Origin of the sequence: Streptomyces sp. NPDC001507 (assembly GCF_042894765.1) — a bacterium.
Classification (GTDB): Bacteria; Actinomycetota; Actinomycetes; order Streptomycetales; family Streptomycetaceae; genus Streptomyces.
This window is the reverse complement of record NZ_JBIAVV010000002.1, coordinates 517,493-532,075: the sequence shown is the minus strand read 5'-3', so window position 1 is coordinate 532,075 and position 14,583 is coordinate 517,493. Positions and strand designations below refer to the sequence as shown.

The following is a 14,583-nucleotide window of genomic DNA, read 5'->3' as shown; positions in this document are numbered from 1 at the left end:
GGCGGGCGAAAGCGCCGGCCGCCGGCGGCCGCGTCCCCCGCGGGCCGCCGTCGGACCGGCGCCTTCCGTGCACCCCCGTGCTCCCCCGGTTTCCCGCTGTTCCCCCGGGTCCCCTCTCCCCCGTGTCTCGCTTCCGCCGACGCGAATCGGCGGAAGGAGCGGTCGAGGGCGAAGACGCCGTTCCGCCGCCCCGTGTCGGCGGTGCCGGGCCCCGCGCCCCTTTCCGTGCCTCCACTCTCTCGTTCACGCAGGTCGCGGCCCATCCGTGCGCGTACTCAACTCGCTCCCTAGGTACCTGTACTCAGGTCTGCGCACCGAGGCCCGGGACGCGCCGCCCCGGACTGGTTACGATCGCGTCCGTGTCGGTACTCCCCTTGGTCTTCACCAGCGGCTGGGCCAGCGGAATCAACGCGTACGCGGTGGTGCTGCTGCTCGGCCTCTTCGGCGCGACGGGCCTGAGCGACGACGTCCCCGAGACGCTGCAGCGCCCGGAGGTGCTGATCGTCGCGGGCGTGCTGTTCCTGTGCGAGGCGGTCGCCGACAAGATCCCGTACGTCGACTCGGTGTGGGACTCCGTGCACACGGTGATCCGGCCGGTGGCGGGCGCCTGGGTCGGCGCGCTGCTCGCCGGGCACAGCGGCTCGGTCAACGACGTGGTGGCCGGGCTGGTCGGCGGTTCCACGGCCCTGGCCAGCCACACGGTCAAGGCCGGGACCCGGATGGCGGTCAACACCTCGCCGGAGCCGTTCAGCAACATCGTGCTGAGCTTCGCCGAGGATCTCGGGGTCGCCGGGATCGTGTCGTTCGCGATGTTCCACCCGCTGGCGGCGGCGGTCGTCGCGGCGGTGCTGCTGGCGACCGGCCTGATCGTGCTGGTGTTCCTGGTCTCCCGGATCCGGCGCTTCTGGCGCCGCCGGGCCCAGCGCCGGGAGGAACGGCGGCTCGCGGCGCAGGTGGGACGGCCGCCCGGCTGACGGCCCGCCGGTCCGGACTGTCAGTGGCGGTCGATAAAGTCGCGGGCATGGGACGGATTGCGGTGATCGGCGCCGGGATGGGCGCCATGGCGGCGGCCGCCCGGCTGGCCGTCGCGGGCCACCGGGTGACGGTGTACGAGCGTACGGAGACGTACGGCGGCGGGGTGCGCCGGTTCGAGCGCGACGGGTTCGCCTTCGACACCGGCCCGGGCCTGCTGCCGCTGCCCGCCGTCTACCGCGACCTGTTCGTCAAGACCGGCAAGGAACCGCTGGAGGACTGCGTCGAGCTGGTCCAGGTGGACCCGTCGGCCCGGCACGTCTTCGCGGACGGCACCCAGGTGTCGCTGCCGAACGCGTCCCGCGCGGGCGTCGTCACCGCCCTGGACGAGGCCCTCGGCGCCGGTGCGGGGCAGCGCTGGGGCGACTTCCTGGTGCGGGCCCGGGAGGCCTGGGACCGCACCCGGCGCCCGCTCCTGGAGGAGCCGCTGTGGCCGAACTGGCAGGTGCTGGCCGAGCGCGAGCCGTACCCGTCGGTCCCGCACAAGAAGCTGCTCCGCACCCGCCGGGCAAGCACCCTCTACGAGATCGGCGCCTGGGAGCTGCGCGACCTGCGGTTGAGGGAGCTGCTGGACGGCTACGCGCTCGCGCACGGCATCGATCCCGGGATCGCCCCGGCGAGCGCGGCCGTGCTGCCGTACCTGGAGCACGCCTTCGGCACCTGGTACGTGCGGGGCGGCATACGGGAGTTGGCCCGCGCGGTGTACGAGCGGTGTGTGCAGCGGCGGGTCGAGTTCGTCTTCGGCGCCGAGGTCGTACGGATCCTGGAGAAGGACGGCCGGGCGGCCGGGGTGGAGCTGGCCGGGGGCACCTCCCAGGCTCTCGGCTCCGGCGGAACGACGGTGGCGGAGGCCGACTTCGTCGTCGGAACCGGGCCGTGGCGGCTGGGCGGCCTGGTCGCGGGCAGAGAGCTGTACAGCCCACGGGACGTGCGCCCGGAAGCCGAGGACCGCTACCTGGGCCGGGTGGTCGTGTGCCTGGCGCTGCGCGGTGCGCGCGAGCCGGCCGCCGTGCACCGGACGGTGGTGCACGGCCCCGACGCCGAGGGCGACCTGGACATGCTGGGGCACGGGGAGCTGCCCGACCTGCCGACGGTCGTCGTGGACCGGCCCGACGACCCGGCCCTGCGTCCTGACGCCGAGCACGAGTCACTGGTGGTGACGGCGACGGTGCCGTCGGCGGCCGGGTACGACTGGGCCGCTCCGGAGGCCGCCGGCGCCTTCGCGGACCGCATGGTCGCCGCCGCCGAGCGTGCCGTGCCGGGGCTGCGCGAGCGGGTGCTGTGGCGCGAGGTACGCACGCCTGTGGACACCGAGCGGGAGACCGGCGCCTTGGGCGGTGCGGTGCCGCCGCCCGCGCTGGCCGCGCCGGAGGGTGTGCTGCATCCTTCCAACACCACGGCGGTACCGGGCCTGTTCGCCGTCGGCGGCTGGTCGCACCCCGGTGGCGGGCTGCCGCATGCGGGCATGTCGGGGGCGCTGGTGGCCGGGCTGATCGTGGAGGGGCCGGAGTTCCGCGGCTCGCAGTGAGCCGGCGCCGCGGGAAGGCTCAGAAACGGTACTGCTCGTCGTACCCGTTGCCCTGGTGGCCCTGCTGCTGTCCCTGGCCGTCGCCCTGGCCCTGGTAGTACTGCTGCTCCTGCGGGAGTTCGCCGCCGTAGGTCTCGTCGGCGCGCTGCTGCGGGACCCAGACCCCGCCGGCCGGGGTCTCGCCGTAGCCGCCGGTGCCGTACTGGCCCTGGGCGTAGCCCTGCTGGTCGTACTGCTGGCTGCCGTACGACGACGGGTCGTACCCGGTGCCGCCGTAGGCCTGGTTGCCGACGTACGGGTCGGAGTAGTTGGCGTACTGCTGCTGGCCGCCGCTGGTGTCGTAGCCGTACTGCTGCTGGCCGTAGCCGGAGTAGTCGTAGGCGTAGTTCTGGTCGGTGCCCTGGGCGGCGTACGCCTGGTCCTGGCCGGCGGTCGCGTAGGCGGCCTGCTGGTCGCCGGTGGCCGCGTAGCCGGCGTCGCGGTAGACGCCGTAGGAGCCGGTGTCCTCGGGCATCGGCTGCGGTTCGTACACCGTGGTGGTCTCGGCCGCGCCGGGCTCCATGGTGCGGGCCGCCGGGGTGAAGACGTCGTCGCGGTCGTAGTCGTCGCCGTAGGACGGACTGCCGCCGGCCGTGGCGTAGCCGCCCTGCTGTTCGGCGTAGGAGGAGTCGGCCGCGTCCGGGTCGCCTGCCTCCGGCCCCTGGTCCTCGTCCTCGTCGGGCCCGCCGCGACGGCGCTTGGCCAGGCCGCCGCCGTCACCGTCCGCACCGGGGCGCTTGACCGCCCAGCCGGCCTCGAAGCCGCGGCGGAAGGACAGCGTGACGTAGGTCTGGCCGACCGCGAAGGCGATCGCACCCACACCGATCACGACGACCGACGGGATCAGGACACCGAAGACGACGCCGAGGAAGCCCACGAAGGCGAGCAGCCGCCAGCGCAGCCGCGCCTTGTACTGCAGCAGCACCTCGCCCAGCAGCCACAGTGCGACGATGCCGAACGCTACGTAGAGGACCGTCCAGCCCATGTACGCCCCTCTCCCTGTAACCGCTACGCAGTGTGTCGTACTCCGGTGCGGCCGGTCTAGGCCCGCGGAGGTTGGTGCAGGCCCAGGTTCTCGTAGATTTCCAGCGTCGCCGTGGAGTTGTTGAGCGTGATGAAGTGCAGTCCTGGCACTCCCTCGGCCAGCAGCCGCGCGCAGAACTCCGTGGCGTGTTCGATGCCAATGGAGCGTACCGCCGCCGGATCGTCTTTCGCTGTGAGGATCCGCTCTTTCAGGGCGTCCGGGAATACCGCGTTGCTGAGTTTGGGCAGCCGTTCCAGCATCTTCACACTGGTGACGGGCAGGATTTCCGGAATCACCGGAGTCTCGCAGCCGGCCGCCGCGACCCGGTCGCGAAGGCGAAGGTACGACTCGGGCTGGAAGAACATCTGCGTGATGGCGTAGTCGGCGCCCGCGCGGCACTTGTCGACGAAGTGCCGCACGTCGGTGTCCCAGTCGCTGGAGCGCGGGTGCATCTCCGGGAAGGCGGCGACACCCACGCAGAAGTCGCCGGACTCCTTGATGAGACGGACGAGTTCGGCCGCGTAGGTCAGGCCCTGCGGGTGCGCCACCCACTCCCCCATCGGGTCGCCGGGCGGGTCGCCGCGCACGGCGAGCATGTTGCGGATCCCGGCGTCCGCGTACTGGCCGATGATGTTGCGCAGCTCGGCCAGCGAGTGGTCGACCGCGGTGAGGTGGGCGACCGGGGTGAGCGTGGTGTCCGCGACGATCTGCTGGGTCTCCCGGACGGTGCCCGCGCGGGTGGAACCGCCGGCGCCGTAGGTCACGGAGACGAAGTCGGGGGCGACCGCCTCGACACGCCGGAGCGCGCTCCACAGGTTCCGCTCACCCTTGGGGGTCTTCGGCGCCGAGAACTCGAACGAGTACGTGGTCTTGCCGCCGGCGAGCATGTCGCGCACGGTGCGTGCGTGGTCAGTCCTGGTGGATGCGGTTCCGAGGGCCATACCCGCAGGTTAGTCAGGGGCGGCCGGTCACCCAACCGCACTCGGGACATTTGCCCGAATTATCGGCCTCTTGTGGAGCTCGCGTCCGGATACTGGACAAGTTTCCGGACAGCCGGGCCCTGCCGCTCCCACTGCCGCTCCGCCGCACTGCCGCTGCGCCGCACGGCCACTGTGGCTACAGCGACCGCAGCCGCTTCGCGAACTCGGCCGCCGCCGCGCCCGGGTCGTCGGCCGCGGTGAGCGCGCGGACCACGACCACCCGGCGGGCACCCGCGTCCAGCACCTGGTCGAGGTTGCCGAGATCGATCCCGCCGATGGCGAACCAGGGGCGGTCGGTGCCGAGGGCTGCGGTGTGGCGCACCAGGTCGAGGCCGGGGGCAGGGCGGCCTGGCTTGGTGGGGGTGGGCCAGCAGGGGCCGGTACAGAAGTAGTCCACGCCGTCCTGCACGGCGGCCGCGGCGGCCTCGGACTCGGCGTGCGTGGAGCGGCCGATCAGGACGTCCCGGCCCAGGATCGCGCGGGCGGCCGGGACCGGCAGGTCGCCCTGGCCGAGGTGGAGCACGTCGGCGCCGGCCGCGTGGGCCACGTCCGCGCGGTCGTTGACCGCGAGCAGCTTGCCGTGCCGGGCGCAGGCGTCGGCGAACACGGCGAGGTGCTCCAGCTCCTCGGCGGCCTCCATGCCCTTGTCGCGCAACTGCACGATGTCGACACCGCCCGCCAGGACCGCGTCCAGGAACGGGGCCAGGTCGCCCTGCTCCTTGCGCGCGTCCGTGCACAGGTAGAGCCGGGCGTCGGCCAGCTGGGCGCGGGCGGTGTCGGTCATCGGTGGTCCCCCGTTGTGTCGGTACTGGCTGCCTCAGACGGCGAGCGCCTGGGCGCGGCGCTTCACCTCCGTGCCGCGATTCTCGCTGAGCGCCTGCGCGGGGGTGCCGGGCAGGGTCGCGTCGGGAGTGAAGAGCCACTCCAGCATCTCTTCGTCCGTGAAGCCGTCGTCCCGCAGGAGCGTCAGGGTCCCGGTCAGGCCCTTGACGACCTTGTCCCCGTCGATGAAGGCGGCGGGGACGTGCAGTGCCCTGTTCTCACCGCGGCGGACGGCGATGAGCTGGCCCTCCTTGACCAGCTGCCGCACGCGCGTCACCTCGACGTCCATCATCTCTGCGATGTCGGGGAGGGTGAGCCAGGCGGGGACGAGAGCATCGATCTTCGTGTCAATCTCGGTCACGGGATCTAGGGTAGGCGCTTCGTCGGTTCGGCCGCGATGGGTGGCAGCTCGGGTGCGGCGCGGTGGGGGCTGGTCGCGCAGTTCCCCGCGCCCCTTCGGGGCGCGTTTGCGGCAGGGCGCTTTCAGGCAGTCGTGGCGTTCTTCAGCGGATTCCCCGGGTCGGACAGGGCCTCCGCGTCCATGTGGCGGCCTGCCTCGATCAGACGCCGTCCTTGCGCGAGGTCGCGTGGGCGGCCTACCGCCAGCAGAGCGACCAGGCGGTCCTCGCGCAGCCAGCAGACGCTCCACGACGGGCCGGACGGGTCGCCGCGCCAGACCAGGCGGTCGGCGGTGGCGTGGTGGCCGGCGTACTGGACGAAGCGGCCGAACTGTTCGGACCAGAAGTACGGGACCGGGTCGTAGACGGCGTCGGTCTCGCCGAGGATGTTGGCGGCGACCGTGCGCGGGCCCTGGAGGGCGTTGTCCCAGTGGTGGATCAGCAGGCGCTCGCCGTAGCGGCCGGACGGGAAGGACGCGCAGTCGCCGACCGCGTAGACGTCGGGGACGGTGGTGCGCAGGCGGTCGTCGGCGAGCACCTCGCGGTGCGCGCCGAGCCCGATGCCCGAGCCGGTCAGCCAGGCGGTGGCGGGGCGGGCACCGATACCGACCACGACGGCGCCCGCGGGCAGCCGGGAGCCGTCGGCGAGCACCACCGCGCCGGGCTCGACGCCCGCCACGCGCGCGTGCGTGCGCAGATCGGTGCCGCTGTCGGCGTACCAGGCGGTCATCGGCGCGGCGACCTCGGCGGGGAGCGCTCCCGCGAGCGGGCGGTCGGCGGCCTCGACCACGGTGACCGCGCAGCCGGCCTCGCGGGCCGCGGTGGCGAACTCGGCGCCGATCCAGCCCGCGCCGACGACCACGATGTCGTGCTGCCGGGCGAGCACGGGCCGCAGCCGCTCGGCGTCGTCCAGGGTGCGCAGCAGATGGACGCCGGGCACGCCCTCGGTGCCGGGCAGCGTGACCGGCTCGGCACCGGTGGCGAGGACCAGGACGTCGTAGGGCACCGGTCCCGCCTCGGTGTCCAGCTCGTGGTCGGCGGTGCGCACGCCCAGCGCCTCGCGGCCCAGCGCCAGCTCGATGCCGAGCGTCTCGAAGTCCACCTCGAAGGCGGAGCCCTCCGACTTGCCGAGCAGCACGGCCTTGGAGAGCGGCGGCCGGTCGTACGGCTGGTGCGGCTCGGCGCCGATCAGCGTGACGGTCCCGGTGAACCCCTGCTCGCGCAGGGCCACCGCGGTCTGCACCCCGGCCATCCCCGCGCCCACGACGACCACGCGCCGCGTCTGTGACGTGCTCCGTCGCTGCGTCTGCTCGCTCACGTGATCACCATAGACAAGAACGATAGACAACTGACAAAGAGTCAGTCAGGAGTCGTGGCGAGTGACCTGTTCCACAGCACGGCCCGCGGCGCGGGCCGGGGCGCGGGCCGGGGCGCGGGCCGGGGCGCGGGCCGGGGCCGTCTTACGGGGGTGGAGCCCCGCGGGCTAGGGTGGCGGTGAAGCACACGCGGGAGCCCGGACGCACCGGGCTGAGAGGGAGGCTTGCGGCCTCCGACCGTACGAACCTGATCCGGGTCATGCCGGCGAAGGGAGGGGCTGGACGCCCATGTCCTCACGTACGTCCGACGTCCTCGTCATCGGGGGCGGAATCATCGGCCTGGTCACGGCCTGGCGGGCGGCCCGGCGCGGGCTCGCGGTCGCCGTGGTCGACCCCGAACCCGGCGGCGGGGCCGCGCAGGTAGCGGCGGGGATGCTGGCCGCGGTCACCGAGCTGCACTACGGCGAGCAGACCCTGCTGGGGCTCAACCTGGCCTCGGCGCGCCGCTATCCGGCCTTCGCCGCCGAGCTGACCGAGTTCACCGGCCACGATCTCGGCTACCGGCGCTGCGGCACGCTCGCGGTCGCGCTGGACGCCGACGACCGCGCCCACCTGCGCGAGCTGCACACCCTCCAGCAGCAGTCGGGCCTGGAGTCCGAGTGGCTGTCCGGGCGGGAGTGCCGGCGCCTGGAGCCGATGCTCGCGCCGGGCGTGCGCGGCGGGCTGCGGGTGGACGGCGACCACCAGATCGACCCGCGCCGGCTGGCGGCCGCGCTGGTGGCCGCGTGCGAGCGGTCCGGGGTGGTGTTCCACCGCGACTGGGCCGAGCGCCTGGAGGTGGTGCGGGAGCGCGCCGCCGGTGTCCGCACCCGCGCGGGTGACGCCCTGGGCGCCGGGCAGGTGGTGCTCGCGGGCGGCAGCCTGAGCGGGCGGCTGGCGGGCGTGCCCGACGACGTGCTGCCGCCGGTGCGGCCGGTGAAGGGGCAGGTGCTGCGGCTGACGGTGCCCGCGCGGTACGCGCCGTTCCTCAGCCGGACCGTACGGGCCGTGGTGCGCGGCGGGAACGTCTACCTGGTGCCCCGGGAGAACGGCGAGCTGGTCGTCGGCGCCACCAGCGAGGAGCTGGGCTGGGACACCACGGTCACCGCGGGCGGCGTGTACGAACTGCTGCGCGACGCGCACGAGCTGGTGCCCGGGATCACCGAGCTGCCCCTGACCGAGACCCGGGCCGGACTGCGTCCCGGCTCCCCCGACAACGCGCCGCTGCTCGGGCCGACCCGCCTCGACGGGCTGCTGCTGGCCACCGGGCACTACCGCAACGGGGTGCTGCTCACGCCGGTCACCGGAGACGTCATGGCGGAGCTGCTGACCGGCGGCGAGCTGCCGGCGGAGGCCCGTCCGTTCACGCCGAGGCGATTCGACCCCGTCCCCCGCGTCCTTGTGGAGCAGACCGCATGAACCTCTCCGTCACCATCTCCGTCAACGGGGAGCGCCGGGAGATCGCCCCGGGCACCGCTCTCGACTCGCTCGTACGGTCCCTCACCGCCGCGCCCTCCGGGGTGGCCGCGGCCGTCAACGAGACCGTCGTACCGCGCGGGCAGTGGGCGACGACCGATCTCGCCGACGGCGACCGGGTGGAAGTCCTGACCGCCGTGCAGGGAGGCTGAGCACCGTGGCCGACGATCCCTTCGTCCTCGGGGGTACGACGTTCTCCTCCCGGCTGATCATGGGTACCGGGGGTGCGCCCAGCCTGGAGGTGCTGGAGCGGGCGCTCGCCGCGTCCGGGACCGAGCTGACCACGGTCGCGATGCGGCGGGTGGACCCGGGGGTACGGGGCTCCGTGCTGTCGGTGCTCGACCGGCTCGGGATCCGGGTGCTGCCCAACACGGCCGGGTGCTACACCGCGGGCGAGGCGGTGCTGACCGCCCGGCTGGCGCGGGAGGCACTGGGGACCGACCTGATCAAGCTGGAGGTCATCGCCGACGAGCGGACCTTGCTCCCCGACCCGGTCGAGCTCCTTGACGCGGCGGAGACGCTGGTGGACGACGGGTTCACGGTGCTGCCGTACACGAACGACGATCCGGTGCTGGCCCGGAAGCTGGAGGACGTGGGGTGCGCCGCGGTGATGCCGCTCGGGTCGCCGATCGGGTCGGGGCTCGGGATCCGCAACCCGCACAACTTCCAGCTGATCGTCGAGCACGCGCGCGTGCCGGTGATCCTGGACGCGGGGGCCGGTACGGCGTCGGACGTGGCGCTGGCGATGGAGCTGGGGTGCGCCGGGGTGATGCTGGCGTCGGCGGTGACGCGGGCCCAGGATCCCGAGCGGATGGCTCACGCCATGCGGGCCGGGGTGGAGGCGGGGCGGTTGGCCCGGCTGGCGGGGCGGATTCCCCGCCGCTACCTCGCGGAGGCGTCGTCTCCTGCGGAGGGCCTGGCCGTGCTGGACCCCGAGCGCCCCGCGTTCTGAGCCCCCTTCCACTCCCGCCTCCTCTCCCACCCACGCACCACCCGAATCCCTCTGCTGAGAAGCGGGACTCTCCCGCGGGGGCCGACCGCCGTCGGCGACTGCGGGTGGGTGGGCGGCTTGCTCGGGGCCGGGGGCCCGGGGGCGTCGGTGGGAGGCCTGGTTGGGGCCGGGTGGGGGCGGCGGGTGGGGGTGGTGGGTGCATATTTCAGCCAGGTGCAAAGCGTCACAGGTGCGCTGCAAGTCCCCGAGAAAGCGGTCTCACCTGTGGGGGTGTCAGCCGGTGCTCGTACACTCGCTGGGTGGATATGACCCTTCAGGACCCTCTCGTCGGGCAGGTGCTCGACGGCCGGTATCGCGTCGACGCGCGGATCGCCGTCGGCGGGATGGCCACGGTCTACCGGGCTCTGGACATCCGGCTGGACCGTGTGCTCGCGCTGAAGGTGATGCACCCGGCGCTCGCCGCCGACGGGTCCTTCGTCGAGCGGTTCATCCGGGAGGCGAAGTCGGTCGCCCGGCTGGCCCACCCGAACGTGGTGCAGGTCTACGACCAGGGGGCCGACCGCTCGTACGTGTACCTCGCCATGGAGTACGTCGCCGGCTGCACCCTGCGTGACGTGCTGCGCGAGCGCGGCGCGCTGCAGCCGAGGGCCGCGCTGGACATCCTGGAGCCGGTGCTGGCCGCGCTGGGCGCCGCGCACCGGGCCGGGTTCGTGCACCGGGACATGAAGCCCGAGAACGTGCTGATAGGGGACGACGGGCGGGTCAAGGTCGCGGACTTCGGGCTGGTGCGGTCCGTGGACTCCGTCACCAGTACGACCGGCGCCGTGCTCGGCACCGTGTCCTACCTCGCGCCCGAGCAGGTCGAGAGCGGGGCCGCCGATCCGCGCGTCGACGTGTACGCGTGCGGTGTCGTGCTGTACGAGATGCTCACCGGGGAGAAGCCGCACGACTCGGATTCGCCCGCGGTCGTCCTCTACAAGCACCTGCACGAGGACGTGCCGGCGCCGTCCGTCGCGGTACCGGGGCTCGCCTACGAGCTGGACGCACTGGTCGCCCACGGGACCGCCCGGGATCCCGCGGTCCGGCCGCACGACGCCGTCGCACTGCTCGCCCTGCTGCGGCAGACGCGGGGCGCCCTCCGTGCCGAGCAGCTGGACGCCGTACCGCCGCAGGCGCTGGCGGACGGGCACGACATCGCCGAGGACCGGACCAGTGTCATACCCCGGTCGCTGACGGTGCCCCGGCCGCTGCCCGTCAACGAGGAGGACGAGGGCGTGCTGCGGACCAGCAGGTTCGAGGCGCCGCCGGTCCCGGAGCGGCGGCGCGGGGGCCGTCGGTCCCGGCGCGGGCTGCTGACGCTGGTCGTCGCCGTACTGATCGTCCTCGGGGCCGGCGCCGGCGTCTGGTACATCAACTCGGGGCAGTTCACCAAGGTCCCGCCGCTGCTGTCGAAGACGGAGGCCGAGGCCACCGCGCGGCTCAAGGAGGCCGGGCTCGACGTCGGATCGGTCGAGCACGCCTACAGCGACACGGTGAAGCGGGGCACGGTGATCAGCACCGACCCGGCGACCGGCCAGCGCATCCGCAGCAACGACTCGGTGCAGCTCACCATCTCCGACGGCCCCGAGACGGTGAAGGTGCCGGACGTGCAGGGGCGGACGCTGGCCAGGGCCAAGCTGCTGCTGACCGCCGACGGGCTCGAACCGGGCATGGTGACGCGGGAGTTCAGCGAGGACGTGCCCAAGGGGTCGGTCATCTCGTCCGATCCGGGTGCCGGGACCCAGCGGCACGCGGGGACCGCGATCGCGCTCGTCGTCAGCAAGGGCGCCCCGGTCGACGTCCCGGACGTCACCGGCGACGACCTGGACAACGCCCGGCAGGAGCTCCAGCAGGCCGGGCTGAAGGTGACGGTGTCCGCCACCGAGGTCAACTCCGAGTACGACCAGGGGCAGGTCGCCCGGCAGACCCCGGCGGGCGACGCGCAGGCCGCCGAGGGCGACACGGTGACGCTGACGCTGTCCAAGGGCCCGGAGCTGGTCGAGGTGCCGAACGTGGTGGGGGCCACCGTGGACGACGCGACCAAGCTGCTGGAGCAGTCCGGCTTCCAGGTCAAGGAGGACCGCGGGCTGCTCGGGCTGTTCGGCGACACCGTGAGGAAGCAGTCGGTGGACGCCGGGGAGCAGGCGCCCAAGGGGTCGACGATCACGATCACCATCCGGTGACGGGGGCCGGGCCGCGGCGTGACACCCTTGACGGGTGAAGAGCGAGCAGTCAGGTCCTTCCCGCAATCCCGTCGGCGGCCATGTCCCGGTGGCCGGCGGTCTGCACTCCGTGGGGCTGTCCTACGCCCGTGAGCTGCGGGCCGAGACCGTGCAGGTCTTCGTCGCCAACCCGCGCGGCTGGGCCACCCCGGCGGGCAGCCCGAAGCAGGACGAGGCGTTCCGCGCGGCCTGTGCGGAGCAGTCGATCCCGGCCTACGTGCACGCTCCGTACCTGATCAACTTCGGCTCGCACACCGAGGCGACCGTGGAGAAGTCGGTGGAGTCGCTGCGGCACTCGCTGCGGCGCGGCCGGGAGATCGGGGCGCTCGGGGTGGTCGTGCACACCGGGAGCGCGACCGGCGGCCGGGCCCGGGACGTGGCGCTGAAGCAGGTACGGACGCGTCTGCTGCCGCTGCTCGACGAGCTGACCCACGACGACGACCCGTTCCTGCTGCTCGAGTCCACCGCCGGGCAGGGCGCCTCGCTCTGCTCGCGGACCTGGGACTTCGGCCCGTACTTCGAGGCGCTGGACGCCCATCCGAAGCTGGGCGTCTGCCTGGACACCTGCCACATCTTCGCCGCCGGGCACGACCTGACCGGGCCGGGCGGGATGCACCGGACGCTGGACCTGCTCGTGTCGACCGTCGGCGAGGGGCGGCTGAAGCTGATCCACGCCAACGACTCGAAGGACGTGGTGGGCGCGCACAAGGACCGGCACGAGAACATCGGTGCCGGACACATCGGCGAGGACGCGTTCCGCGCGCTGATGACCCACCCGGCGACCGCGGGCGTACCGCTGGTCATCGAGACGCCCGGCGGCAAGGAGGGGCACGCGGCCGACGTGGAGCGCCTCAAGCGGCTCCGGGAGAGCTGAGCCGGCCCGGCGCCGGCGGGCTCAGAGTTCCGGGCCGTCCCCCGGCTCCTCCTGGTAGGAGTAGCGCTGTTCCTTCCAGGGGTCGCCGATGTTGTGGTAGCCCCGCTCCTCCCAGAAGCCGCGGCGGTCGGCGGTCATGTACTCGACGCCGCGGACCCACTTGGGTCCCTTCCAGGCGTACAGGTGCGGGACGACCAGGCGGACCGGGAAGCCGTGCTCGGCGGTGAGCAGTTCACCGTCCTTGTGGGTGGCGAAGAGGACGCCGTCGGCGGCGAAGTCCGCGAGGCGCAGGTTGGAGCTGAAGCCGTACTCCGCCCAGACCATCACGTGGGTGACCTCGGGAGCGGGCGGCGCGAGCTCCAGGACGGTCCGCGCCGGGATCCCGCCCCACTCCGCGCCGAGCATGCTGAACTTCGTCACGCAGTGCAGGTCGGCGACCACGGTGGCGTACGGCAGAGCCGTGAACTGCTCGTGGTTCCAGACGTGCGCGCCCCCGTCGGCGGTGGCGCCGAAGATCCGGAACTCCCAGCGCTCGGGCCGGAACCTGGGGACCGGGCCGTAGTGCGTGACGGGCCATCCGCGCTGGAGTCGCTGTCCCGGCGGAAGCCCGGCTCCCGCGGTTTCCCGAGACGCGCGCTCCACCCGATGACCCATGTTCTCCATCCTGACAGACCACGGGCAGTGCACCTGACCAGGCAGACCCCCCGGAAAACGGCAAATCGGCCAACTGGCACCAACCATGCACTTACTTACTAAGTACGCACTTACTGGACGATCTTCCATGCCGGTGCAATCATGCGCCGCAAGCACCCCAGCCCCTGGAAGGAGCCTCTGCGATGCAGGGCGACCCCGAGGTCATCGAATTCCTCAACGAGCAGCTCACCGGCGAGCTCACCGCGATCAACCAGTACTTCCTGCACGCGAAGATGCAGGAGAACTTCGGCTGGTACAAGCTCGCGAAGTACACCCGGCACGAGTCGTTCGACGAGATGAAGCACGCCGAGGTGCTCACCGACCGGATCCTGTTCCTGGAGGGGCTGCCCAACTACCAGCGACTGTTCCACGTCCGCGTGGGACAGACCGTGAAGGAGATGTTCGAGGCCGACCGGCAGATCGAGGTGGAGGCGATCGACCGCCTCAGGCGCGGGATCAAGGTGATGCGCGACAAGGGCGACATCACGTCCGCGAACATCTTCGAGGACATCCTGGAGGACGAGGAGCACCACATCGACTACCTCGACACCCAGCTGGAGCTGGTGGAGAAGCTCGGCGAGGCGCTCTACATCTCGCAGATCATCGAGCAGCCCGAGACCAGCTAGGCGCTCCGCGGGAACGGCCGAGGCAGGTCGTCGACCGTCCGCGGGCCCGTCGCGGCCGAGCGCGCTTCTCCGGGGCGCTCACCGGCCAGCGCGGTCAGGACCGGCCTGCCCTCGTCCACCAGCTCGCGGCGCGGGCAGGCGCCGCGGCCGAGGATCGCCTGGATGCGGCGGACGCACGAACCGCAGTCCGTGCCGGCCTTGCAGGCGGACGCTATCTGGCGGGGGGTGCAGGCACCGTCCTCCGCGTGCTGCTTGACCTGCGCCTCGGTCACTCCGAAGCAGCTGCAGACGTACACGCGGATTCACCTCCCGCCGGGATCGACCAGTGGTGCCGTCCCGATTGATCGGTGAGGCAAACCTAACCTTACCCATCACTCCGCGGACGCAAAAGTGGGGTGGGGGGGGGGGGGGGGTGTTGGGGGCCCCCCCCCCCACAGGGCGCCCGCCGGGGGGGGGGGGAAAGGCGCCCCCCGGGACGCCCCGGGCCGGGGCGGGGGGGGGGGGGGGCGCGGGGGGGCCGGCG

The 14,583-nt window shown here is 72.9% G+C and carries 15 protein-coding genes and 1 riboswitch; of the genes, 8 read left to right on the top strand and 7 right to left on the bottom strand.

Features of this window, described 5'->3' with window-relative positions; genetic code table 11:
- Positions 1-359: 359 nt before the first annotated feature.
- Both ACFY0K_RS08560 and ACFY0K_RS08555 read left to right on the top strand, forming a co-directional pair.
- On the top strand, positions 360-974 hold the full coding sequence (locus tag ACFY0K_RS08560) for a DUF4126 domain-containing protein (RefSeq protein ID WP_390639190.1): 615 nt from the start codon (positions 360-362) through the stop codon (positions 972-974).
- Between the two features lie 47 nt (positions 975-1,021).
- Complete coding sequence (locus ACFY0K_RS08555; RefSeq protein ID WP_390639189.1) at positions 1,022-2,560, top strand: phytoene desaturase family protein; 1,539 nt, start codon at positions 1,022-1,024, stop codon at positions 2,558-2,560.
- A 19-nt stretch (positions 2,561-2,579) separates the two neighbouring features.
- Here ACFY0K_RS08555 and ACFY0K_RS08550 read toward each other — a convergent pair whose 3' ends face one another.
- The 5 genes from ACFY0K_RS08550 to ACFY0K_RS08530 all read right to left on the bottom strand — a co-directional run bounded on the left by ACFY0K_RS08550 (position 2,580) and on the right by ACFY0K_RS08530 (position 7,141).
- Positions 2,580-3,584: a hypothetical protein gene (locus tag ACFY0K_RS08550; protein WP_390639188.1), complete on the bottom strand. Its 1,005-nt coding sequence runs from the start codon at positions 3,582-3,584 to the stop codon at positions 2,580-2,582.
- 56 nt (positions 3,585-3,640) lie between these two features.
- The gene (metF, locus tag ACFY0K_RS08545) at positions 3,641-4,564 is read right to left on the bottom strand and encodes a methylenetetrahydrofolate reductase [NAD(P)H] (RefSeq protein WP_390639187.1); all 924 of its coding nucleotides are present in this window, start codon (positions 4,562-4,564) and stop codon (positions 3,641-3,643) included.
- Positions 4,565-4,739: 175 nt separating this feature from the next.
- Complete coding sequence (gene thiE, locus ACFY0K_RS08540; RefSeq protein ID WP_390639186.1) at positions 4,740-5,387, bottom strand: thiamine phosphate synthase; 648 nt, start codon at positions 5,385-5,387, stop codon at positions 4,740-4,742.
- Between the two features lie 33 nt (positions 5,388-5,420).
- The gene (locus ACFY0K_RS08535; RefSeq protein ID WP_093504045.1) at positions 5,421-5,786 is read right to left on the bottom strand and encodes an Rv2175c family DNA-binding protein; all 366 of its coding nucleotides are present in this window, start codon (positions 5,784-5,786) and stop codon (positions 5,421-5,423) included.
- 122 nt (positions 5,787-5,908) lie between these two features.
- Positions 5,909-7,141, bottom strand: a complete 1,233-nt coding sequence (locus ACFY0K_RS08530) for an NAD(P)/FAD-dependent oxidoreductase (protein ID WP_390639185.1) — start codon at positions 7,139-7,141, stop codon at positions 5,909-5,911.
- Between the two features lie 177 nt (positions 7,142-7,318).
- Positions 7,319-7,430, top strand: a riboswitch (TPP riboswitch).
- On the opposite strand from ACFY0K_RS08530, the gene thiO reads away from it, so the two are divergent.
- From thiO to ACFY0K_RS08505, 5 genes are all read left to right on the top strand, one after another.
- A complete protein-coding gene (gene thiO / locus ACFY0K_RS08525) occupies positions 7,428-8,597 on the top strand; it encodes a glycine oxidase ThiO (protein WP_390639184.1) in 1,170 nt (389 codons plus the stop codon). Its footprint overlaps the riboswitch before it by 3 nt.
- On the top strand, positions 8,594-8,806 hold the full coding sequence (gene thiS / locus ACFY0K_RS08520; RefSeq protein ID WP_390639183.1) for a sulfur carrier protein ThiS: 213 nt from the start codon (positions 8,594-8,596) through the stop codon (positions 8,804-8,806). The genes thiO and thiS overlap by 4 nt, the downstream gene beginning before the upstream one ends.
- A gap of 5 nt (positions 8,807-8,811) precedes the next feature.
- The gene (locus ACFY0K_RS08515) at positions 8,812-9,606 is read left to right on the top strand and encodes a thiazole synthase (protein WP_390639182.1); all 795 of its coding nucleotides are present in this window, start codon (positions 8,812-8,814) and stop codon (positions 9,604-9,606) included.
- Between the two features lie 299 nt (positions 9,607-9,905).
- Positions 9,906-11,828, top strand: a complete 1,923-nt coding sequence (pknB, locus tag ACFY0K_RS08510) for a Stk1 family PASTA domain-containing Ser/Thr kinase (RefSeq protein WP_390639181.1) — start codon at positions 9,906-9,908, stop codon at positions 11,826-11,828.
- 34 nt (positions 11,829-11,862) lie between these two features.
- Positions 11,863-12,741 (top strand): deoxyribonuclease IV, encoded by an 879-nt coding sequence (locus ACFY0K_RS08505; protein WP_390639180.1) that lies wholly within the window; start codon positions 11,863-11,865, stop codon positions 12,739-12,741.
- Between the two features lie 21 nt (positions 12,742-12,762).
- Here ACFY0K_RS08505 and ACFY0K_RS08500 read toward each other — a convergent pair whose 3' ends face one another.
- Positions 12,763-13,395 carry a sulfite oxidase-like oxidoreductase gene (locus ACFY0K_RS08500; RefSeq protein WP_382725414.1) on the bottom strand — a complete coding sequence of 211 codons (633 nt, stop codon included), beginning with the start codon at positions 13,393-13,395 and terminating at the stop codon, positions 12,763-12,765.
- Positions 13,396-13,577: 182 nt separating this feature from the next.
- Between ACFY0K_RS08500 and bfr the strand changes: the two genes are divergently transcribed.
- Positions 13,578-14,060, top strand: coding sequence for a bacterioferritin (gene bfr, locus ACFY0K_RS08495; protein ID WP_351954501.1), 483 nt, complete (start codon positions 13,578-13,580; stop codon positions 14,058-14,060).
- Here the strand turns inward: bfr and ACFY0K_RS08490 are convergent.
- A complete protein-coding gene (locus tag ACFY0K_RS08490) occupies positions 14,057-14,356 on the bottom strand; it encodes a bacterioferritin-associated ferredoxin (RefSeq protein ID WP_390639179.1) in 300 nt (99 codons plus the stop codon). The two genes, bfr and ACFY0K_RS08490, sit on opposite strands and share 4 nt — an antisense overlap.
- Between the last annotated feature and the right edge of the window lie 227 nt (positions 14,357-14,583).